Source organism: Streptomyces sp. NPDC059201 (genome assembly GCF_042754585.1).
Taxonomy (GTDB): Bacteria; Actinomycetota; Actinomycetes; order Streptomycetales; family Streptomycetaceae; genus Streptomyces.
Genome location: NZ_JBHZBB010000004.1, coordinates 773691 through 795004, shown reverse-complemented (window position 1 = coordinate 795004; position 21314 = coordinate 773691). Strand labels below are relative to the sequence as shown.

Genomic DNA, 21314 nt, shown 5'->3' with positions numbered 1-21314 from the left:
GCCCGGTTACATTCCGAACCCGGAAGCTAAGCCTTTCAGCGCCGATGGTACTGCAGGGGGGACCCTGTGGGAGAGTAGGACGCCGCCGAACAATCATTGTGGGAAAGCCCCGCACCTCATGGTGCGGGGCTTTTCTGCGTTCTAGGCCGGCTTCACCAGCTGGGCGTCGTAGGCCAGGATCACCGCTTGGATGCGGTCCCTCGCACCCGCCTTCGCCAGGACGCGGCCCACGTGGGTCTTCACCGTGGATTCCGCGAGGTGCAGGCGTTCGGCGATCTCCGTGTTCGTCCAGCCCTGGCCGATGACCGTGAGGATCTCGCGCTCGCGGTCCGTGAGACCCGACAGGCGGGGGTCGTCTTGCGGTGCGGGGGCCGGGGCTGCCGTCGGGGACGCGGGCAGGTGGTGGATGTACGTGTCCAGGAGACGGCGGGTGAGGCTGGGGGCGACCACCGCGTCGCCCGCGGCCACCGCGCGGACGCCGGCGAGGAGTTCCTCGGGCTGGGCGTCCTTCACCAGGAAGCCGCTGGCGCCGGCGCGGAGACCCTCGTACGCGTACTCGTCCAGGTCGAACGTGGTGATGATGAGGACGCGGGTGCGGGCGCCGGCGGCGACGATGCGGCGGGTCGCCTCGATGCCGTCCAGACCCGGCATGCGGATGTCCATCAGGACCACGTCCGGGTGGTGGTCGGCGACCTGGCGCACGGCCTCGGCGCCGTTCGCCGCCTCCCCGACGACGGTCATGTCGTCCTGGCTCTCCAGGAGCATGCGGAAGCCGAAGCGCTGCATCGGCTGGTCGTCGGCGATCAGAACCGTCGTCACGAGCGGGAATCCTCCGGAGCGGAAGCGGAAGCGGAAGCGGGCGAGGGAGCGGTGGGGATGCGGAGCCGTACCTGCCAGCCGGTGCCGGACGGCAGGGGACCGCAGTCGAGTGTGCCGTCGTAGAGCGCCGCGCGCTCGCGCATTCCGGTGAGGCCCTGGCCCTGGCCGGGGGTGGCGGACGGGACACCCGTGTCGGTGACCGTGACCAGGACGGCGTCCGGGGCGGTCGTGAGGCGGACGGCGGCCCTGGCCGCGGAGCCCGCGTGCTTGAGGGTGTTCGTCAGGGACTCCTGGACCACGCGGTAGACCGTCAGCTGGGCCCCCGGTGGCAGGGACGGGAGCGGCGACGGCAGCTCCGCCGCGACCGGCAGGCCCGCCTTCCGTACGCCCTCCAGGAGGGAGTCCAGGTCCTCCAGGGTCGGCTGCGGGGAACGGGCGGCGGCGGGGGTGTCGTCTTCGGGGGCCGACAGGACGCCCAGCAGGCGGCGGAGTTCGTCCAGGGCCTGGCGGCTCGTGGTGCCGATGGCGTCCAGGGCCTGCGCGGCCCGCTCCGGGTTCTTGGCCGCCGCGTACCGGCCGCCGTCCGCGAGGCCGGTGATGACCGAGAGGTTGTGGCCGATGATGTCGTGCATCTCGCGGGCGATCCGGGCCCGTTCGGCCGCGGCCGCCAGCCGGACCTCCTGGTCGCGCTCGATCTCCAGGCGGCGGGCCCGGTCGACGAGGCTCGCGGTGTGGTCGCGGCGGGAGCGGACCGTGATGCCGACCAGGGCGACGAGGGCGTACGCCCACAGGGTGGGGACGACGTGCAGGTCCCACGCGTCGCCGTCGAAGCGGAGCCCGCCCGTCAGGATCGGCGCCAGGAGCAGGGCGAAGGCCCAGAGGAGGCGGCGCGGCGGGCGGGTCAGGGCGATGTGGAAGAGGGGCAGGAACTGGAGGAAGGCGGCCTGGAGGAAGGCCCCGGACACCTCGCTGACGAAGGCCGCCGCCGTCATCACGGCGAGGACCGTGGTGGGGTGGCGGCGGCGCGCGTACAGGGGGAGCGAGAGCGCGAGGCTGAGGACGACGATCAGGCCGGCGGGGAGGGAAGGGTCCCGGGCCACGTTCCGCCAGCCGCCCGCCGCGTCCACCAGGGCCGCCACCGTCCAGCCCAGCGTGAGCGCGCCGTCCCAGAGCCAGGGGCTGGCCGCGTCGACCGCCCGGACACGGGTGATCAGCTGGTGCGCGTACCGGCTGGGCGCCGTCGTCTCCGTCGTCACTCGGTCATCATCCCCGTACGTCCTGGCGGCGGAGGAGGAACGCGGGGACGGCCAGGGCCGCCGCCGTCCACAGCGCGAGGGCGAGCAGGGCGGCGCCGGCCGCGGGGGCGCCGGGGAGCGGGTCGGCCGAGCCGAGGACGCCGGCGGCCTGGGTGGGGAAGTACCGCAGCGCGGTGTCCACGGCGTCGTACGGGAGCATCCCGATGACCTCGGGCAGGACCAGGACGCCACCGATGAACGCGCCGAGCGCGCCGGGCACCGAGCGGAGGGCGGCGCCCAGGCCCAGGGCGATCAGGGCGAGCAGGGAGAGGCCCGCGGCGTTGCCCGCGAGGGCCCCGAGGACGCCGGTGTCGCCGAGGGAGGCGGCCTGGTCGGTGTCGGAGAGGAAGACCTGGGCGGTGAGGAAGGTCGTCAGGTTGGTGAGGAGGCTCAGCGCGAACACCGTCGCGCCGAGGATCCCGGCCTTCGCCCACAGCACCGGCAGGCGGCCGGGGACGGCGGTGAAGGTGGCGCGGGCGAGGCCGGAGGAGTACTCGCCGGCGGTGACGAGGATGCCGAGGACGGCGAGGCAGATGCCGCCCAGCTGCGAGCCGTAGAGGGAGAGGACGACGGTGTCGACGTCGGAGTCGCCGCCGCCGGAGGTGTACGTGCTGCCCATGAGGATGCCGACGCCGAGGACGAGCGCGACGGCCGACAGGACGGTGATCCAGGTCGAGCGGAGCGTCCACAGCTTGTGCCACTCGGAGCGCAGGACCCGGGGGAGGGTGATCCCGTAAGGGGTGGGGACGGTGGTCATGCCGCTGCTCCCTGGTGTGTGCCGTGGTACTCGACGGAGTCGTGGGTGAGGTCCATGAACGCCTGCTCCAGGGAGGCCGTCTCGGGGGTGAGGGCGTGGAGTTCGACGGTGTGGGCGGCGCAGATCCGGCCGATCGCGGGGGCGTCGAGGCCGGTGATCCGGAGGGTGCCGGGGGCCTCGGCGGTCGCGCGGGCGGGCGCCGGGAGGAGGCCGCGGAGGCGGTCGGCGTCGGGGGTGACGACGAGGACGGACGCCGCGCCCGCGTCCCGTACGAGATCGGTGACGGTGGTGTCGGCCAGGAGCCGGCCCTTGCCGATGACGACGAGGCGGTCGGCGGTCAGCGCCATCTCGCTCATCAGGTGCGAGGAGACGAGGACCGTGCGGCCTTCGGCGGCGAGGGAGGTGAGGAGGGTGCGGACCCAGCGGACGCCCTCCGGGTCGAGGCCGTTGACGGGCTCGTCGAGGACGACGGCGGACGGGTCGCCGAGGAGGGCGGCGGCGATGCCGAGGCGCTGGCCCATGCCGAGCGAGAAGCCCTTCACGCGGCGTCCGGCGGCGTCCGCGAGACCGGTGACGCCGAGGACGTGCTCGACGCGGGACCGGGGGATGCCGTGGGTGTGGGCGAGGGCCATGAGGTGGTGGAAGGCGGTGCGGCCCGGGTGGAAGGAGCGGGCGTCGAGGAGGGCGCCGACCTGGGTGAGGGGCGCCGGGTGGGCGGCGTACGAGCGGCCGTCGACGGTGGCGGTGCCGTGGGTGGGGGCGTCGAGGCCGAGGATCATGCGCAGGGTGGTGGACTTGCCGGCGCCGTTCGGGCCGAGGAAGCCGGTGACGGTGCCCGGGTGGACGGTGAATGAGAGGTCCCGGACGACGGTCCGGTCGCCGTACCGCTTGGTGAGTCGCTCTGCTCGGATCATGCTCCCGACGCTACGGAGCGGGCGGGGCGCGGGAATCCGACCGTGGTCGGCAGCCGCGCGGGCGGTGTCGTACCGGGGTACGACGGCAGGGCTCTGAGCTGGGAATTCCCTTGTGGGCGAACGGGGTGGCGGGTGAGGATGCCGCATGAACTTCGAGATCCGTACCGTCCTGGCCGACGAGTGGGAGAAGGCGCGCGAGCTGCGGCTCGCCGCGCTCCTGGACCCCGTCGCGCACCTCGCCTTCCTGGAGACCCACGCGGACGCGGTGGCGCGGCCCGACGACTTCTGGCGGGAGCGGACGGCCGCGGCGTCGGAGACCGGGGACGGGCGGAGGCGGCAGTTCGTCGCCGAGGCGGCGGACGGGCGCTGGCTGGGCACGGTGTCGGTGCTGGTGGAACGGCCGTCGGACGAGGCGGGGTTCGGGGAGCCGGCGAAGGTCGACCAGACGCACCTGGTCGGCGTGTTCGTCCGGCCCGAGGCGCGCGGCGCCGGCGTGATCGACGCGCTGTTCCGGGCGGCCGTGGAGTGGTCGTGGACGGTGGAGGGGGTCCGGCGGGCCCGCCTGTACGTGCACGAGGAGAACGCGCGGGCCGCCGCCTTCTATCGCCGTTTCGGCTTCGCCCCGTCGGGCGAGCGGGTGCCGATGCCGGGCGGCACGGGCGCGTACGAGATCGAGTACGAGCTGCTGCCGCCCGGGAGCGCCCGGCACGGGGAGTACGTCCTGCGGGCGATCCGCTCCGGCGAGTGGGAGCGGGTGCGCGAGCTGCGCCTGGCGGCCCTTCAGGACCCGGTGGCGGCCCTCGCGTTCGTGGAGTCGTACGAGGAGGGCGTGGCCCGTCCGGACTCCTTCTGGCGGGAGCGGGCCGAGGGCGGCTCGGAGGACCGGGGCACCTGGATCCGGCAGTTCGTGGCCGAGGCGCCGGACGGGCGCTGGGCGGGCACGGTGACGGTGCTGATGGAGCGGCCGGAGGACGGGCGGGCGCTGTTCGGCGACGAGGTGACGGAGCCGCAGGGGAATGTGGTGGGCGTGTACGTGCGCCCGGAGGCGCGGGGCGCGGGGCTGGTGGACGCGCTGCTGCGGGTCGCCGTGGAGTGGTCGTGGGCGCAGGAGCCGGCGCTGGAGCGGGTGCGGCTCTTCGTCCACGAGGAGAACGCGCGGGCCGCTGCCGTCTACCGGCGCCTCGGCTTCGTGCCGACCGGGGGCCGCGCGGACACCTTGGGCTCGGGCGCGCCGCGCGACCTGGAGTACGAGCTGCGGCGGGAGGGCTCGCCGCGTCCGTGACCAGGCGCCGGGTGCCGGTCAGGGGGTGACGGAGTGCTCCGGCCAGCGGCTGCGGGACTGTTCGGGGGAGCGCATCAGGGCGAGGGTGGGGAGGCCGCGGGCCGGGCCGTCGGCGAGGAGCGAGGGCAGCTCGGGGAGGGGCGCGACGGCGGCGACGTCGTCGAGCACCAGGGTGAGTGGTGGGTCGAGCCGACCGTCGGATGACCGTGCGGCCATGCGGCGGCCGTGCTCGACCACGTTCGACGCGAGCGCGGTGAGGAGGGGCATCGCGCCCGGGTGGGTGCGCGGATCCTCGATCGCTTCGCCCACCACGTAAAGGGTGCCCGCTTCGGTGAGGAAAGATGCCAGAGACAGCGAATCCGTTCGATTCGGGGTGCACGCCTGGCGGATGTGGACCGAGGAGAAGGCGGAGAAGGCACGGGCCGTCAGTTCCTGGGCCAGGCGCCGGCTCTCCGGGTGGGCGGTGAGCGCCGATTCGAGCAGTCCGGCGAGGCCGGAGGCGGCCTTGGGGTGGCCGCGGAGGATGCGTACCGGCTCGTGGGCGTCGGTGCCCTGGGCCCAGCGGTGGACCTGGCGGAACGGGCGGCCGTCCACGGCGGCGGCGTGCAGCCAGCAGCGCAGGAGCGTTTCGGCGGTGGTGGCCGTGGCCGCGTCGAGCCGGGCGTGCGGCCGGACCGGGGCGAGCAGGGCGGCGGCGCGGGCCTGGGCGGTGTCCGGGTCGGCGCAGCCCTCGGCGGGGGACCAGTGGAGGCGGGCCGGGGTGTCGCAGAGGTGGCCGGGGTCGTACACGAGGACCGGGCCGAGCTTGCCGCGGACGTCCTTGGTGTCGGCCCAGACGGTGGGGTCGGAGGTGACGACCAGGACCGGGCCCTCGGCGTCGCGGATCGCCTGGACGGCGAGCGGGCGGCGGGTGTCGGGCGGGCCGTAGACGGTGCCGAGGGTGGGGCTGGGCGCTTCCGGCGGGGCGGGGGTGGGGGCCGGGGATGGTGCCGGTGACGGCTCCTTCGGGGCGGTCTTCTGTATCGGTACGGGTACGGGGTCGGGCTTCTCCCGTACGGACGCCTGTACGGGTTCCGGCGCGTGGGCCGGCTCCGGGGCGCGTACCGGGGCGGCGTTTCCGGCGTACGCCCCCGACCTGCGGTGGGCGCGGACGGCGCGCCAGCGGGCGAAGGTGCCGAGGAGGAAGACGGCGAGGACGATGAGGATCATCGCCTGGCCGATCACCAGACCCCAGAAGAGGCCGTAGCCGGAGAGCTGCCCGGGCGGGGTGGCCGGCCAGGCCGCCGCCAGGTCGGTGGGTGCGATCGCCAGCGAGCGGAGGGCCGGCGGGGTGCCGGTGAGCTCGACCCCGTCCGGCCAGGCGCCGTGGGCGAAGAACCCGGCGAGTCCGGTCGCGGACCAGACGAGCAGGGCCAGGCCGAGGATCAGGGCGAAGAGCCCGACCAGGAACCCGTCCGAGACGCCGCCGCCCTGCCTCTGCCGTGCCTCCGTCACGTCACGCCACCGTCGACTGGGGGTTGTCGGTCACGTGCTCGCTCATCTGCCGCTCCATCAGGAGGGCGCGCTGCTCGGTCTCCCATTCCAGCTCCGGGTCGGCGGGGCCTGAGGACTCGGTCATGGCGCGGTCGGTGTAGACGAGGGGGCGTTCCCGCTCGGTGATGAGGTGTTTGACCACCTGCACGTTGCCGTTGACGTCCCAGACGGCGATGCCGGGGGTGAGGGTCGGGATGATCTCGACGGCCCAGCGGGGCAGCCCGAGGACGCCGCCGGTGTGGCGGGCCTCGTCGGCCTTCTGGGCGTAGACGGTCCGGGTGGAGGCCATCTTGAGGATGGCGGCGGCCTCCTTGGCGGCCGCTCCGTCGACGACGTCCGAGAGGTGGTGGACGACCGCGACGAAGGACAGGCCGAGGCGCCGGCCGAACTTGAGGAGGCGCTGGAACAGCTGGGCCACGAAGGGGCTGTTGATGATGTGCCATGCCTCCTCGACGAGGAAGATGCGCTTCTTCCGGTCGGGGCGGATCCAGGTGTGTTCCAGCCACACGCCGACGATCGCCATGAGGATGGGCATGGCGATGGAGTTGCGGTCGATGTGGGAGAGGTCGAAGACGATCAGGGGCGCGTCGAGGTCGATGCCGACCGTGGTCGGGCCGTCGAACATGCCGCGCAGGTCGCCGTCGACGAGCCGGTCGAGCACCAGGGCGACGTCCAGGCCCCAGGCCCGTACATCGTCTATGTCGACGTTCATCGCCTCCGCCGACTCGGCCTCGGGGTGGCGCAGGCGCTCGACGATGTCGGTGAGGATCGGCTGGCGGTCGGCGATGTGCTCGTTGACGTGGGCGTGGGCGACCTTGAGGGCGAAGCCGGAGCGCTCGTCGAGGCCGTGGCCCATCGCCACCTCGATGATGGTGCGGAGCAGGGCGAGCTGGCCGGTGGTGGTGATGGCGGGGTCGAGCGGGTTGAGGCGGATCCCGGCGTCGTTGGCGACCATGGGGTCCAGGCGGATGGGGGTTATCCCCAGCTCCTGGGCGATGAGGTTCCATTCGCCGACGCCGTCCTCGCCCTGGGCGTCGAGGACGACGACCTGCCGGTCGCGGAAGCGGAGCTGGCGGAGGACGTACGTCTTCTCCAGCGCGGACTTGCCGTTGCCGGACTCGCCGAGGACGAGCCAGTGGGGGGCGGGGAGCTGCTGTCCGTACAGCTGGAAGGGGTCGTACACGTAGCCCTTGCCGCTGTAGACCTCGCGGCCGATGATCACGCCGGAGTCGCCGAGGCCGGGGGCGGCGGTGGGCAGGTAGACGGCCTGGGCCTGCCCGGTGGAGGTGCGGACGGGCAGGCGGGTGGTCTCCACCTTCCCGAGGACGAAGGAGGTGAAGGCTTCGGTGAGGACGGACAGCGGATCTCGCATCGGTCGGTGCCCCTTCGGCCCTAGCGGCGGATGCCGGTCGCGAACGGCAGGGTGTTCACAAAGGCCCGGTGGTGCTCGCGGTCGCACCACTCCAGCTTGAGGTACGACTTGCCGGCGGAGGCCCTGATCGTGCGCTTGTCCCGGGCCAGGGCCTCGGGCGAGCGCGCCGATACGGTGATGTACCCGACGAGGTTGACGCCTGCCGCGCCGCTGGCGAGATCTTCACCCCGCTGGTCGAGCCGGCCGTGGGCGGCGATGTCGCGCGGGTCGACGGTGCGGTTCATCTTGGCCTGGCGGGACGCCTCGGCCTCGTCGTTGGTCTTCTCGGTGAGCATGCGCTCGATCGCGACCTCGGTGGGCTCCAGGTCCATGGTGACGGCGACGGTGCGGATGACGTCGGGGGTGTGGACGAGGAGCGGGGCGAGGAAGTTGACGCCGACCGGGGTCATGGGCCACTCCTTGACCCAGGCGGTGGCGTGGCACCAGGGGGCGCGGGTGGAGGACTCGCGGGTCTTGGCCTGGAGGTAGGTGGCCTCCATGGCGTCGAGTTCGGCGGGCCAAGCGTTTCGTTTCGTCATGGCCTGGATGTGGTCGATCGGGTGGTCCGGGTCGTACATGGAGTGGACCAGGGAGGCGAGCCGGGACTGGCCGAGGGGCTGGCGGACCCGGATGTCGGCCTCGGTGAGGCGGGCGCAGATGTCGGTGAGTTCGCGGGCCATGACGACGGCGAGGCCGCCGTCGCGGTCGAGGCGGCGGGCGCCGGTGGCGTGCCGGGTGGCGTGGGCCATGGCGTTGGCCTCGGCGGCGAGGTCGCGGGTGTAGTGCATGCAGGCGACGAGGTAGGCGCGGTGCTGCTCGCTGGAGGTGGAGACCATGGACTGGAGCTGGTCGTAGGACTCCTGGAGCCAGCCGGGGGCGGCCGGGTCGCCGCGCTGGGCGACGTCCTTGGCGTGGGCGTCGGGGTCGGCGGGGAGGGTGCGGGCGAGCATCTGGAGGCGGGTGACGAAGCCGTCTCCGTTGGCGACGTGCTTGAGGAGGGTGCCGAAGCGGTCGACGAGGGCTTCCTGGTCCTCGGAGTCGCGCAGGCCGACGCCGGGGCCCTCGATCTCGATGGCGGCGGTGACGGTGCGGCGGTCGGCGTGGAGGAGGACGGCGATCTCGTCGGGGCCGAAGGGGGCGGAGAGCCAGCTGACGCGGCCGATGCCGGGCGGGGGGCCGACCTCGACCTCGCGGCCGTCGAGGCGGGTGCCGGCCTCGGTGGCGGCGGAGCGGTAGGCGGTGCCGCGCTTGAGCATCCGCTTGTAGCTGCGGTTGATCTCGAACCACTTGTAGAACGTGCGCTGCTTGTACGGGAGGTACACGGCGGCGATGGCGAGCATGGGCAGGCCGGCGAGGAGCGCGATCCGCAGGGGGAGGAGGGGGATGAGGAGCCCGCTCATCATGCCGAGGAAGGCGCCGGCGACGATCAGGGCGATCTCGCCGGTCTCGCGGTTCTTGCCGACGATCGCGTTCGGCCGGGCGCGGCCGATGAGATACGTGCGGCGGGGCGTGACCGGCTGGGACTGGGTCGTCAACGCCCTGCACCTCCAGAGTTCTTGCGGTTGCTGTGCGGGGTGCCCGCGGTGGGGCTGCTGGTACGGGGCGGGGGCGTGGAGCCGTTGCCCTGGGGGGTGCGGCTGCTGTGGGCGGCGACGCCGCCGGAGAGCTGGTTCGCGGGGCGGGGGGTGGCGGAGGAGGATGCCTGGCCGCCGCCGGAGCCGCTGTCGCGGGTGCTGTGGGTCTTGATGCCCTGGGAGACGAGGGAGGCGGGGGAGGAGATGACGGCGGCGGCGGCGTTCTCCCCGGCGCGGTGGAGGCGGTTGTTGCGGGAGGCGACGATCTCGTCGCCGAAGCCGGGGACGAAGCGGTAGATCATCGCGGAGGCGAAGATGGCGAGCAGGATGATCGCGAGGCCGGAGACGACGGCGGAGAAGGAGTCGGGTCCGGTGCCGGAGGAGAGGGCGCCGGCGAGGCCGAGGACGATGACGATGATCGGCTTGACCAGGATGACGGCGATCATGATGCCGGCCCAGCGGCGGACGTGGCCCCACATGTTCTTGTCGACGAGGCCGGAGTAGACGACGACGCCGAGGAGGGCGCCGACGTAGAGGAGGACGGCGCGGAGGAAGAGCTCCAGGTAGAGGACGCCGGCGGCGAGGACGGTGACCAGGCTGACGATGATCAGCATGATCGGTCCGCCGCTGATGGAGTCGCCCTTCTGGAGGGCCTGCTTGAACGCGCCGAAGAACACGTCGGTCTGCTGGCCGGTGCCGGAGGCGATGACCTCGGTGATGGCGTCGGTGGCGTTGACGACGGTGTAGAGGATCAGCGGGGTGAAGGCGGAGGCGAGGACGGTCAGCCAGAGGAACCCGACGGCCTCGGAGAGCGCGGTGGTGAGCGGGACGCCGCGCATGGCGCGCTTGGCGACGGCGAGGAGCCAGAGGAGGACGGTGAGGAAGGTGGCGGCGGCGAAGACGACGGCGTACCGGGACAGGAACTCGGTGTTCGTGAAGTCGACCTCGGCGGTCTCCTTCACGGCCTTGGAGAGATAGTCGACGACGGCTACGGCGGCGTCGGCGCAGCCACGGGCGAGGGAGGAGAGGGGGTCGAGGGCGCTCGCCGGGTCGTTGACCGTCCCGGACGAGGAGCCTCCGCCACCGGTGCCGCCGGTTCCCTGCCCTTCGCAGTAGTCCCGGGCGGTGTCGCTGAGCAGTTCGCACGGGTTGGCGCTGGTGCTCGGCGCGGGGGTTGCGGTGCCCGGGGGAGTGGCGGGCGGTGTCGGGGTGGGGTCGGCGAGGGCGCGGCCCGCGAAGAGGACGACGGCCACCTGGGCGGAGCCCAGTACGGCGGCGGCGCGGGCGAGGAGGGCGGCGGGCCTACCGGGCATAGGTGAAGCCTCCGAACTGTTCGACGGCGTCCGCCATGTCCTGGGCCGAGGAGGCCCGCTGGTCGCGGCCGACCGGGACCGGACCGTCCTTCTGGCTGACGTCGACGATCTTCCAGTCGCCGCCGGTCCAGAGGAGCTCGTACGTCTTGGTGTACCAGGCTTCGGAGACCGGGTTCTTCGACGCCTCGCCCGCGAGGCCGAACAGGTACGAGTGCCAGACGGAGACCGTGGCCCGGTCCTGCGCGTACGCCTCCACCTTGGTCCCCACGGGGATGGTCCGGGCGACGAAGGTGAGCCCCTGAGGGGCGGTGCCGTCCTCCTGGAGGCCCATGCGGCCGAGGAGCGCCTTGTCGCCGTAGCCCTTGTCGAGGTCCGCGACGCGGGCGTCGGCCACCTCGGGGGCGTAGACGGCTCGTACCAGGGCCTCGCGGGGGCCCTTCTGGTACATGTCCGTGGAGCCCAGGGCTGCTGCGTAGTTGGCGGCGGCGCTTTGGGCGCCTTGTTCGTTCTGGGGGTGGCCGGTGGGGACGGTGCCGTTGGTGCCGGTGACCGGGCGGGTGCCGGTGGGGGCGGTGGCGGCGGGCTTGCCGGGGGTGCCGGAGGAGGGGGGCGTGTCGGCGGGGTCGCCGCCGCGGTTGGCGAGGGCGATGGCGGCGACGAGGAGCACCACCACGCCCACGCCCATGAGCAGGGAGCGGGAGCCGCGGGCGGGGCGGCGGGGGCCGCCGTGGACGTCACCGGTGTTGCCCTCGGGCAGGCGGGTACGGGTCTGGCCCGAGCCGCCGTAGCCGTCGTGCTCGTCGCCGGGACTCATGCCGGGTACGCCCCCTCGTTCGTTCGCGGGTACGACAGTGCTGACAGTGCTGACAGTCGTGTTCGTGGTGCTGGGTGACCGTGCGTCAGGGGACGTGCGGTCAGATCGCCATTCCGTAGACGATGGTGAAGAGCGTCCCGAGGGATCCGATGATGAAGACGCCGGTGAGACCGGCGACGATCAGTCCCTTGCCCTGTTCCGCGCTGAACGTGTCGCGGAGAGCGGTCGCGCCGATGCGCTGTTTGGCCGCTCCCCAGATGGCGATGCCGAGGCAGAGCAGGATGGCCACGGCCATCACGACCTCGATCATGATCTTGGCTTCGGCACCGAGGCCCCCGAAAGGGCCCCAGTTCGGGGCGATTCCACCGATGATGGTGGTGATGTCGCCCTTCTCGGCCGCCAGGTACATATAACTCACCGCCCCTGTCGGGTCGTTGGTCACCCCTGCCGGACGGCATGGGTCATCGCCACTATCTTCGCTGATGAAACCGCTCGCGTGTGACGGCTTGACGGCTCTCTTTACCCGATCCCCGCACACTTGACCGGTCTGACCGTCTTGACCTGCGGCGGTGCGGCCGGATTCCATGCGAAGAAGCGTATGGTCACTCTGTGTATCACGGAGGGTGACTCCGGGCAATGATTGTCGTTGTTGCACTCTTGGGGCCGCGTCGGGCCGACACCGTCCCCAAGAGGGGCCGACCCGCCTAGACTGGCGCCGAGGGGCGTACTGCCAGGGACCGAGGGGTGGTTGACGGTGCGTAGGGCGGGCAAGGCGTGGCTGCTGACCGGCGGGGCCTTCGGGCTCTGTGCCGGCTTCCTGGCCCTGCTCCTGGTCGGTACGTACGCGGCGGCTGCCGGTTTCCTCGGCGGCGCGGGCTCGGCGGCGACCGGCACGGTGTCGCTGGCCAAGGGTTCGGTGCCGGCGATGTACCAGGGGCTCGTACAGCGCTGGGGGAACCTCTGCCCCGCCATCAACCCCGCGCTCCTCGCCGCGCAGCTCTACCAGGAGAGTGGCTGGAATCCGCGGGCGGTGTCCCCGGCGGACGCGCGGGGCATCGCGCAGTTCATCCCCGCGACCTGGGCGAGTTACGGCGTCGACGGCGACGGCGACGGCGACAAGGACATCTGGGACCCGAAGGACGCGATCCCCTCGGCCGCCACGTACGACTGCGCCCTGGCCGGCGACGTGAAGAGCGTGCCGGGCGACCCGGTGAGCAACATGCTGGCCGCGTACAACGCGGGCCCCTACGCGGTCATCGACAACCGGGGCGTCCCGCCCTACCGCGAGACGCAGAACTACGTGCGGATCATCCGCTCCCTGGAGAAGAGCTTCGCCCGCCCGCAGGGCCGGCTCGCCCCCTCGCACCAGGCGGCGGGCGCGATCCACTACGCGCAGGGCAAGCTGGGGACCCCGTACCTCTGGGGCGGCACGGGCACGGACGCGCAGGGCGGGCGTTTCGACTGCTCGGGCCTGACCCAGGCCGCGTACGACGCGGTGGGGATCAAGCTGCCGCGGGTGGCGAACGACCAGTACAACGCGGGTCCGCATCCGAGCCGTGACGAGCTGCTCCCCGGTGACCTCGTCTTCTTCTCCGACGACCTGACGAATTCGCGGGCGATCCGTCACGTCGGCATCTACGTGGGCGGCGGCTACATGATCGACGCGCCGCGGACCGGCGCGGTCATCCGCTTCGACCGGATCGACACCCCCGACTATTTCGGGGCGACCCGGGTCACCGAGGACGGCGCCGCCGCCCTCCCCACCCGTCCTCCCGGCACACAGGCGTGATCTGACGCTCCGACTGGCCGGAACTCTCCGTCAGGCACAGGCCCTGAGCTGCGGGGGAGCGTCACTCTTCGGTAACGTCGTCATGATCCAGCGGTGACGGCGGAACGAGTGCCTCAGGAGGTTCGTTCCCCCACCGACGACTCTGACCACGTCTGAACCGCGGGGGTTGGACACAGACACGAGAGCAAGGGGCCGCGGCAGATGGCTGAACTCGCATCGGACGGTTCGAGTCCCGATGTCGGCCTGCTGTACGACATCAACGGGCTGGCGAAGTCCGCTCCCCCGTGGTTCGACCGGGTCATGGAGTTCACCGGTGAGTACGGGATCATGCTCGCGATGGTGCTCGTCACGCTCTGGTGCTGGTGGAGCGTCCGCCGGCGCGGCGCCCTCGCGGACTCCGTCTCGGCCGTCGCCGGCATCGTCTGGGCCCCGCTCGCGGCCGGCGTCGCCCTCCTCGTCAACATCCCCATCCGCGGCTTCGTCGAGCGCCCCCGCCCCTTCGAGGACCACGACGGCCTGGAGGTCCTGGTCGAGGGGAAGACGGACTACTCCTTCGTCAGCGACCACGCCACCATGGCGATGGCGATCGCCGTCGCCCTCTTCGTCGCCGACCGCCGCTTCGGCCTCGCCGCCATCGGCCTCGCCCTCGCCGAGGGCTTCGCCCGCGTCTACATGGGCGTCCACTACCCGACCGACGTCATCGGCGGACTCGCCCTCGGCACCGCCGTCGCGCTGCTCCTCGCCCCGCTGACGCTGGCGCTGCTCACCCCGCTGGTCTCCGCCGTCGCCCGCTCGCGGCGCGGCGGGTGGCTGGTCCGCTCCCGCCGGGCCGACGCGACGGCGGCCACCCGTCCGGAGACGGTCGGCATCCCCGAGCCGCGCCTCGGCGGCACCGCCGAGGACGGGCAGGGCGAGAAGGGTCTCGCGGCCTAACGCCGTACTTCCCGGCGACCTGCCGCGCTCGCGGAGTCCGCGGGGTGGGTGGGGTGTGTGGGGTCGGTGGGGTCCGTGGCGGCCTGGTGGGCGGCGGCGTCGGTACGGGCGCGGTCCCGGGAGCGCCGGGCCGGGCCGCTCCATCCGCAGGTGCAGCGGGCCAGGGCGAAGGAGCCACGCTCCTGCGTCGTCGTGTGATGCGGACCGGTCGCGGGCTGCTCATGCACGCCCCCACCGTACTGCGCGTGACGGCTCGCCCGTGCCGTCGTTATCCGCATCGGGAATCCAGGTTTTTGGGGGTCGACGGGCGATGGTGGTGCAGCGGTACGGGCGTCCGCACGGTCTCGGCGGCGGGGCGCTCGCCGTCACCGTCTCCCTGGTCACCGCGTCCCTGGTCGTCGCGGCGGTCACCGGGTGCGCCGCCGCCGAGGACCAGGCTCCGCCGCCGGACCCGGCCGGCGCCGTGCGGGGCGCCGCCGACGCGCTGGTCAGGGCGGGCAGCTCCAAGGCGTCGACCGCGATGGAGATGGCCGCCGGCGGGACCCGGGTCACCATCCGCGGCGAGGGCGGCTACGACTTCCGCCGCCGCACCGGCCACCTCCAGGTGGTGCTCCCCAAGGACGCGGCCGGCACCAGCGCGCACCGGCCGATCACCGAGCTGCTCACCCCCGGCGCCCTGTACATGAAGAACCGCGGCGCGGGCGTCCCCGCCGACAAGTGGGTCCGGGTCGACACCACCACCCTCGACGACGGGAACCTGGTCACCGGCGGGGCCACCGACCCGGGCGCCGCGGCCGAGCTGCTGCGCGGGGCGCGGGAGGTGGAGTACGTGGGGGAGACCGAGCTCGCGGGCGTGAAGGTCCGGCACTACCGGGGCGTCGCCGACATCGGCGCGGCGGCGAAGGCGGCGGCGCCGCAGCTGCGGGGCTCGCTCGCCGCGGCGGCGAAAGGGTTCACCACCGACGCGGTGCCCTTCGACGCGTACCTCGACGGGGACGGGCGGCTGCGGAAGGTCCGCCACCAGTTCAGTTTCAGCAACCAGGGGCGCACGGTCGCCGTCGCCTCGACGACGCTGCTGTACGGCTTCGGGGCGCGGGTCACGGTGACGCTGCCGGACGGCCGGGACATCTACGCGGGCAAGGTCGAGGTCTGAGCCCCGCGCCGCCCGCCGCCGTCGGAGGCTGCCTCCGGTCGGCCGTCGTGGTTCGGACCATCGTCAAATGGTCCGTCCGTGTCATGCGCGGTCCGTGGCCCGATCCCTACGCTGGGACACCGACTCCGGCAGGAACTCCGGCAGGAAGAGGTGAAGGCGCGTGGCTCCGCCCGGTACCGCAACCGCGACCGCTGACCCCGACGGCGTCGCTCTTGCCGAGATAGAGCTGTGCGGCGAACTGATGATCGCCGCCTCGGCAGCGGACGGGGAACGGCTCAGCGCCGACCTGATCGACGAGGTGCTCCGGGTCGAACCGGCCGGCTGAGCGCGTCGGGGAGCGGGGCTCAGGTGCGGAGCATCCGGCCGATCGCCTTGGTGGCCTCCTCGACCTTGGCGTCGAGGTCGCCGCCGTGGGCCGCCGCGTCGGCCACGCAGTGCCGCAGGTGCTCCTCCAGCAGCTGGAGGGCGAAGGACTGCAACGCCTTCGTGGAGGCCGAGACCTGGGTGAGTATGTCGATGCAGTAGACGTCCTCGTCGACCATCCGCTGGAGACCGCGGATCTGGCCCTCGATCCGCCGCAGCCGCTTGAGGTGCTCGTCCTTCTGCTTGTGGTAGCCGTGCACCCCGTGCGCGTGGTCGGCCGGCTCGACGGATCCGGCGGCCTCGGGGGTGACCTGGTCCGCCTCGGTGGTCGTCATCGCGTCCTCCCGTTGTCCAGATAAGGGGGTGTATACCCCTCGTGGGTATATGGTACCGATCCCCGCCGAATGGGGGGCGGGGGTCTCGTGCAGATCACTGTGCCTGATGGGCGACACTGAGAGGACGCCGGTTAGCCGTGGCTGGATGATGCGCCTAGCATCAGCCTGACCGAAACCCAGCACCCCGAGGACCTCACGTGCGATTTCGTCTGACCCCCAGGGAGACGAGCTTCTACGACATGTTCGCCGCGTCCGCGGACAACATCGTCACGGGCTCGAAACTCCTGATGGAACTCCTGGGAGCGGACATCTCCGCCCGGGCCGAGATCGCGGAGCGGATGCGGGCAGCGGAGCACGCCGGTGACGATGCCACCCATGCGATCTTCCACCAGCTGAACTCCTCGTTCATCACGCCGTTCGACCGTGAGGACATCTACTCCCTCGCCTCGTCCCTCGACGACATCATGGACTTCATGGAGGAGGCCGTCGACCTGGTCGTCCTCTACAACATCGAGGAACTGCCCAAGGGCGTCGAGCAGCAGATCGAGGTGCTGGCCCGGGCGGCGGAGCTGACCGCGGAGGCGATGCCGCACCTGCGGACGATGAACAACCTCACCGAGTACTGGATCGAGATCAACCGGCTGGAGAACCAGGCCGACCAGATCCACCGCAAGCTGCTCGCCCATCTCTTCAACGGCAAGTACGACGCCATCGAGGTGCTCAAGCTCAAGCAGGTCGTGGATGTGCTGGAAGAGGCGGCCGACGCCTTCGAGCACGTGGCGAACACCGTGGAGACCATCGCGGTCAAGGAGTCCTGAGGCTTCGTGGACACCTTCGCTCTGATCGTGACCATCGGTGTCGCGCTCGGCTTCACGTATACGAACGGCTTCCACGACTCCGCCAACGCGATCGCCACCTCGGTGTCGACGCGGGCGCTGACCCCGCGCGCGGCACTCGCGATGGCGGCGGTCATGAACCTCGCGGGCGCCTTCATGGGCAGCGGGGTCGCCAAGACGGTCAGTGAGGGCCTGATCGAGACGCCGCACGGCGACAAGGGGATGGGCATCCTCTTCGCCGCGCTGGTCGGCGCGATCATCTGGAACCTGGTCACCTGGTACTTCGGCCTCCCGTCCTCCTCCTCGCACGCGCTGTTCGGCGGCATGGTGGGCGCGGCGCTGGCTGGTGGCACCGAGGTGATCTGGGGTGGCGTCCTCGACAAGGTCGTCATCCCCATGTTCATCTCGCCGGTCGTCGGTCTCGTCGCCGGTTACCTGGTCATGTGCGGGATCATGTGGCTGTTCCGCCGGGCCAACCCGCACAAGGCCAAGCGCGGCTTCCGTATCGCGCAGACGGTGTCGGCGGCGGGCATGGCCCTCGGCCACGGTCTCCAGGACGCGCAGAAGACGATGGGCATCGTGGTGATGGCCCTGGTCATCGCCGATGTGCAGCAGGCCGGGGACGACATCCCGGTGTGGGTGAAGATCGCCTGTGCCGTGATGCTCTCGCTCGGTACGTACGCGGGCGGCTGGCGCATCATGCGGACCCTCGGCCGCAAGATCATCGAGCTGGACCCGCCGCAGGGCTTCGCCGCGGAGACGACCGGCGCGTCGATCATGTTCGGCTCGGCGTTCCTCTTCCACGCGCCGATCTCCACGACGCACGTCATCACCTCCGCGATCATGGGCGTGGGCGCGACGAAGCGGGTGAACGCGGTGCGCTGGGGCGTCGCGAAGAACATCATCCTCGGCTGGTTCATCACGATGCCGGCGGCGGCGATCGTCGCGGCGCTGAGCTTCTACGTGGTGCAGCTCTTCTTCGGCTGACGGCCGGCCGTGCGCCCGGGCCCTGCTGGGGGTCCGGGGGTCGTCCCCCGGGGGATGCAGTATCACGATGCCGGCGGCGGCGATCGTCGCGGCGCTGAGCTTCTACGTGGTGCAGCTCTTCTTCGGCTGACGGCTGACAGTCGTACGAAAGTGGTCGGGCCCGGCTCCCCTGGGGGGAGCCGGGCCCTTTCGTCTTGCGGTGGCACCGCCATGCAGCACCGCAGACGTTGGTTGCCCGGCACCGTGCGCGAGGTGGGCCGGGGGCGATGTGGTCGCCCCCGGTGGTCGGTGCGCATGGGCGGGACGTGCTGGTTATCCGAAGCGGCCGGAGATGTAGTCCTCGGTCGCCTGGACGCTGGGGTTGGAGAAGATGCGCTCGGTGTCGTCGAGCTCGATGAGCTTGCCGGGCTGGCCGACGGCGGCCAGGTTGAAGAAGGCGGTGCGGTCCGAGACGCGGGCGGCCTGCTGCATGTTGTGCGTCACGATGACGATCGTGAAGCGCTCCTTCAGCTCGCCGATCAGGTCCTCGATCGCGAGCGTCGAGATCGGGTCGAGGGCCGAGCAGGGCTCGTCCATCAGCAGGACGTCCGGCTCGACCGCGATGGCGCGGGCGATGCACAGGCGCTGCTGCTGACCGCCGGAGAGGCCGGAGCCCGGCTTGTTGAGGCGGTCCTTGACCTCGTTCCAGAGGTTCGCGCCCTTGAGGGAGCGCTCCACGGTCTCGGCCAGCTCGGCCTTCTTGTAGGAGCCGTTGAGCCGCAGGCCCGCCGCCACGTTGTCGAAGATCGACATGGTGGGGAAGGGGTTGGGGCGCTGGAACACCATGCCGACGGTGCGGCGCACCGCGACCGGGTCGACGCCGGAGCCGTACAGGTTCTCGTCGTCCAGCATCACCTTGCCCTCGACGCGGCCACCGGGGGTGACCTCGTGCATGCGGTTCAGGGTGCGCAGGAAGGTGGACTTGCCGCAGCCGGAGGGGCCGATGAAGGCCGTCACCGAGCGGGGCTCGACGGTCATGGAGATGTCGTCGATCGCCTTGTGGCTGCCGTAGTAGGCGGAGAGGCCGCTGACATCGATGCGCTTGGCCATGTGAATCACTTCCAAAGAGCCGCGTCAGCGGCCGGTCTTCGGGGCCTTCCAGCGGGCGATGCCGCGGGCCACCAGGTTGAGGATCATGACGAAGGCGATCAGGACGAGCGCTGCGGCCCAGGCGCGGGCCACGGCGGCGTCGGTGCCGACCGCGTACTGCTGGTACACGTAGAGCGGCAGCGAGGACTGGGCGCCTTCGAAGGGGTTCGGGTTGATGAGCTTCGTACCGAACACGAGGAGCAGGACGGGGGCCGTCTCACCGGTGATGCGGGCGACCGCGAGCATGACGCCCGTGGTGATGCCGCCGATCGCGGTGGGGAGGACCACCTTCAGGATCGTGCGCCACTTGGGGACACCGAGGGCGAGGCTGGCCTCGCGGAGCTCGTTCGGGACGAGCTTGAGCATCTCCTCGGTGGAGCGGACGACGACCGGCATCATCAGGATGGCGAGGGCCATCGCGCCGGCGAAACCGGAGGGGCCGAAGCCCAGCATCAGGTTCCAGGTGGCGAGGATGAAGAGGCCGGCGACGATCGACGGGATGCCCGTCATGACGTCGACGAAGAAGGTGACCGCCTTGGCGAGCTTCCCCGTGCCGTACTCGACCAGGTAGATCGCGGTGAGCAGACCGATCGGCGCGGCGAGCAGGGTCGCGATGCCGACCTGCTCGATGGTGCCGAGGAGGGCGTGGTAGACGCCGCCGCCGGGGTCGACGTTGAGGACGCCGTTCATCGAGTGGGTGAGGAAGTAGACGTCGAGGACTTCCACGCCCTTGCTGATCGTCACCCAGGCGAGGGAGAGCAGCGGGACGACGGCGAGGATGAAGCAGACCCAGACGAGGCTGGTGGCGACGCGGTCCTTGGCCTGGCGGGCGCCCTCCACCTTCGCGGTCACGGCGTAGGTGACCAGGACGAAGAGGAGCGCGGAGATCATGCCCCACTGCACCTTGCTGTGCCAGCCGGCGAGGAGGCCGATGCCGATGCCGGCGGCGAGGGAGCCGGCCGCGACGGCGAGCGGGGTCCAGCGCGGGAGGCGCGCGTGGGAGAGGGGGCCGCGGGACTTGGCGAACGCGACCGGGCGTTCCTGGACGGCGTGGCTCATGCGTTGGCCCCCGAGTACTCCTTGCGGCGGGCGATGATCCACCGGGCCGCGCCGTTGACCAGCAGGGTGATGACGAAGAGGACGAGACCGGAGGCGATCAGGGCGTCGCGGCCGTACTCGTTCGCCTCGTTGAACTTCGCGGCGATGTTCTGGGCGAAGGTGCCGCCGCCCGGGTCGAGCAGGTGGCCCGAGAGGAGGAAGCTCGGGGAGAGGACCACGGCGACGGCCATGGTCTCGCCGAGCGCGCGGCCGAGGCCCAGCATGGAGGCGGAGATGATGCCGGAGCGGCCGAAGGGCAGCACCGCCATGCGGATGACCTCCCAGCGCGTGGCGCCGAGGGCGAGCGCGGCCTCCTCGTGCATCTTCGGGGCCTGGAGGAAGATCTCGCGGGTCACGTTGGTGATGATCGGGAGGATCATGATCGCCAGCAGGATGCCCACGGTGAAGAGGTTGCGGGCGACGCCGTCGCTGGACTTGTCGAAGATGTACGTCCAGCCGAGGTACTGGTCGAGCCACTGGTTGAGGCCCTCCAGGTACGGGACCAGGAAGATCGCGCCCCAGAGGCCGTAGATGATGCTGGGCACGGCGGCGAGCAGGTCGACGACGTACGCGAGCGGCTTGGCCAGCTTGCGCGGCGCGTAGTGCGAGATGAAGAGCGCGATGCCGATCGCGACCGGCACGGCGATGACCATGGCGATGACCGAGGAGACGATCGTGCCGAAGGCGAGGACGGCGATGCCGAAGACCGGCGGGTCGCCGGCCGGGTTCCACTCGAAGGTGGTGAAGAAGTTCGTGCTGTCCTTGGAGATCGCGAGGACGGCGCGGTAGGTCAGGAAGGCCGCGATCGCGGCCATGATCACGAGCAGGGTGATGCCCGAGCCCTTGGAGAGGCCGCTGAAGATGCGGTCCCCGGGGCGGGCCGCGCTCTTGGCGCGCCTGCTCCTGTTCTTCTCTATGGACGGTGGTGTCGTGGTAACCATCGGTTTCTCCGGTCTGCGGAGCCGTACGTCCGTACGGCT

22 protein-coding genes, 1 rRNA gene and 1 pseudogene are annotated in these 21314 nt (G+C 71.7%); 9 read left to right on the top strand and 15 right to left on the bottom strand.

Annotation, left to right across the window (positions count from 1 at the left end):
- Positions 1–91, top strand: a 5S ribosomal RNA gene (rrf, locus tag ACFXMG_RS18170); the annotation flags it as partial.
- A gap of 50 nt (positions 92–141) precedes the next feature.
- Here rrf and ACFXMG_RS18165 read toward each other — a convergent pair.
- The 4 genes from ACFXMG_RS18165 to ACFXMG_RS18150 are packed head-to-tail and all read right to left on the bottom strand — an operon-like array spanning position 142 to position 3785.
- A complete protein-coding gene (locus ACFXMG_RS18165) occupies positions 142–819 on the bottom strand; it encodes a response regulator (RefSeq protein WP_383828705.1) in 678 nt (225 codons plus the stop codon).
- Entirely contained in the window at positions 816–2075 is a 1260-nt protein-coding gene (locus ACFXMG_RS18160) for a sensor histidine kinase (RefSeq protein ID WP_383828703.1), read from the bottom strand. Before ACFXMG_RS18160 ends, ACFXMG_RS18165 begins: the two co-directional genes overlap by 4 nt.
- Before the next feature lie 7 nt (positions 2076–2082).
- On the bottom strand, positions 2083–2871 hold the full coding sequence (locus ACFXMG_RS18155; protein WP_383828701.1) for an ABC transporter permease: 789 nt from the start codon (positions 2869–2871) through the stop codon (positions 2083–2085).
- Complete coding sequence (locus ACFXMG_RS18150; RefSeq protein WP_383828699.1) at positions 2868–3785, bottom strand: ABC transporter ATP-binding protein; 918 nt, start codon at positions 3783–3785, stop codon at positions 2868–2870. The genes ACFXMG_RS18155 and ACFXMG_RS18150 overlap by 4 nt, the downstream gene beginning before the upstream one ends.
- 145 nt (positions 3786–3930) lie before the next feature.
- On the opposite strand from ACFXMG_RS18150, the pseudogene ACFXMG_RS18145 reads away from it, so the two are divergent.
- Both ACFXMG_RS18145 and ACFXMG_RS18140 read left to right on the top strand, forming a co-directional pair.
- Positions 3931–4479, top strand: a pseudogene (locus ACFXMG_RS18145) (GNAT family N-acetyltransferase); the annotation flags it as partial.
- Positions 4480–4539: 60 nt separating this feature from the next.
- Positions 4540–5067, top strand: coding sequence for a GNAT family N-acetyltransferase (locus ACFXMG_RS18140; RefSeq protein WP_383828709.1), 528 nt, complete (start codon positions 4540–4542; stop codon positions 5065–5067).
- 18 nt (positions 5068–5085) lie between these two features.
- On the opposite strand, the gene ACFXMG_RS18135 is transcribed toward ACFXMG_RS18140, so the two are convergent.
- From ACFXMG_RS18135 to ACFXMG_RS18110, 6 genes are all read right to left on the bottom strand, one after another.
- On the bottom strand, positions 5086–6561 hold the full coding sequence (locus ACFXMG_RS18135) for a type VI secretion protein (RefSeq protein ID WP_383828697.1): 1476 nt from the start codon (positions 6559–6561) through the stop codon (positions 5086–5088).
- A 1-nt stretch (position 6562) separates the two neighbouring features.
- Positions 6563–7972: an ATP-binding protein gene (locus ACFXMG_RS18130; protein WP_383828695.1), complete on the bottom strand. Its 1410-nt coding sequence runs from the start codon at positions 7970–7972 to the stop codon at positions 6563–6565.
- A gap of 20 nt (positions 7973–7992) precedes the next feature.
- On the bottom strand, positions 7993–9546 hold the full coding sequence (locus ACFXMG_RS18125) for an SCO6880 family protein (RefSeq protein WP_383828693.1): 1554 nt from the start codon (positions 9544–9546) through the stop codon (positions 7993–7995).
- Positions 9543–10898, bottom strand: coding sequence for a hypothetical protein (locus tag ACFXMG_RS18120; protein ID WP_383828691.1), 1356 nt, complete (start codon positions 10896–10898; stop codon positions 9543–9545). The genes ACFXMG_RS18125 and ACFXMG_RS18120 overlap by 4 nt, the downstream gene beginning before the upstream one ends.
- The gene (locus ACFXMG_RS18115; RefSeq protein ID WP_383828689.1) at positions 10888–11712 is read right to left on the bottom strand and encodes a hypothetical protein; all 825 of its coding nucleotides are present in this window, start codon (positions 11710–11712) and stop codon (positions 10888–10890) included. The genes ACFXMG_RS18120 and ACFXMG_RS18115 overlap by 11 nt, the downstream gene beginning before the upstream one ends.
- Before the next feature lie 100 nt (positions 11713–11812).
- A complete protein-coding gene (locus ACFXMG_RS18110; protein WP_189951126.1) occupies positions 11813–12121 on the bottom strand; it encodes a hypothetical protein in 309 nt (102 codons plus the stop codon).
- Positions 12122–12460: 339 nt separating this feature from the next.
- Here ACFXMG_RS18110 and ACFXMG_RS18105 point away from each other — a divergent pair, with 339 nt between their 5' ends.
- Together ACFXMG_RS18105 and ACFXMG_RS18100 are read left to right on the top strand one after the other, a co-directional pair.
- Positions 12461–13501 carry an NlpC/P60 family protein gene (locus ACFXMG_RS18105; RefSeq protein ID WP_383828687.1) on the top strand — a complete coding sequence of 347 codons (1041 nt, stop codon included), beginning with the start codon at positions 12461–12463 and terminating at the stop codon, positions 13499–13501.
- 201 nt (positions 13502–13702) lie between these two features.
- A complete protein-coding gene (locus ACFXMG_RS18100; RefSeq protein ID WP_383828685.1) occupies positions 13703–14434 on the top strand; it encodes a phosphatase PAP2 family protein in 732 nt (243 codons plus the stop codon).
- Here the strand turns inward: ACFXMG_RS18100 and ACFXMG_RS18095 are convergent.
- Positions 14431–14661: a hypothetical protein gene (locus ACFXMG_RS18095; protein WP_383828683.1), complete on the bottom strand. Its 231-nt coding sequence runs from the start codon at positions 14659–14661 to the stop codon at positions 14431–14433. The genes ACFXMG_RS18100 and ACFXMG_RS18095 overlap by 4 nt on opposite strands.
- An 83-nt stretch (positions 14662–14744) precedes the next feature.
- On the opposite strand from ACFXMG_RS18095, the gene ACFXMG_RS18090 reads away from it, so the two are divergent.
- Together ACFXMG_RS18090 and ACFXMG_RS18085 are read left to right on the top strand one after the other, a co-directional pair.
- Positions 14745–15587, top strand: coding sequence for a hypothetical protein (locus tag ACFXMG_RS18090; protein ID WP_383828681.1), 843 nt, complete (start codon positions 14745–14747; stop codon positions 15585–15587).
- 160 nt (positions 15588–15747) lie between these two features.
- On the top strand, positions 15748–15912 hold the full coding sequence (locus ACFXMG_RS18085) for a hypothetical protein (protein WP_383828679.1): 165 nt from the start codon (positions 15748–15750) through the stop codon (positions 15910–15912).
- A gap of 19 nt (positions 15913–15931) precedes the next feature.
- Here ACFXMG_RS18085 and ACFXMG_RS18080 read toward each other — a convergent pair whose 3' ends face one another.
- Positions 15932–16285, bottom strand: coding sequence for a metal-sensitive transcriptional regulator (locus tag ACFXMG_RS18080; RefSeq protein WP_383828677.1), 354 nt, complete (start codon positions 16283–16285; stop codon positions 15932–15934).
- A gap of 197 nt (positions 16286–16482) precedes the next feature.
- Here ACFXMG_RS18080 and ACFXMG_RS18075 point away from each other — a divergent pair, with 197 nt between their 5' ends.
- Complete coding sequence (locus tag ACFXMG_RS18075; protein WP_383828675.1) at positions 16483–17103, top strand: DUF47 domain-containing protein; 621 nt, start codon at positions 16483–16485, stop codon at positions 17101–17103.
- Positions 17104–17109: 6 nt separating this feature from the next.
- Positions 17110–18108: an anion permease gene (locus tag ACFXMG_RS18070; protein ID WP_383828673.1), complete on the top strand. Its 999-nt coding sequence runs from the start codon at positions 17110–17112 to the stop codon at positions 18106–18108.
- 312 nt (positions 18109–18420) lie between these two features.
- On the opposite strand, the gene pstB is transcribed toward ACFXMG_RS18070, so the two are convergent.
- The 3 genes from pstB to pstC are packed head-to-tail and all read right to left on the bottom strand — an operon-like array spanning position 18421 to position 21275.
- Positions 18421–19197 (bottom strand): phosphate ABC transporter ATP-binding protein PstB, encoded by a 777-nt coding sequence (gene pstB, locus ACFXMG_RS18065; protein WP_383828671.1) that lies wholly within the window; start codon positions 19195–19197, stop codon positions 18421–18423.
- Between the two features lie 24 nt (positions 19198–19221).
- Positions 19222–20295 (bottom strand): phosphate ABC transporter permease PstA, encoded by a 1074-nt coding sequence (gene pstA / locus ACFXMG_RS18060; protein WP_383828669.1) that lies wholly within the window; start codon positions 20293–20295, stop codon positions 19222–19224.
- A complete protein-coding gene (gene pstC, locus ACFXMG_RS18055) occupies positions 20292–21275 on the bottom strand; it encodes a phosphate ABC transporter permease subunit PstC (RefSeq protein WP_383828667.1) in 984 nt (327 codons plus the stop codon). Before pstC ends, pstA begins: the two co-directional genes overlap by 4 nt.
- Positions 21276–21314: the final 39 nt, after the last annotated feature.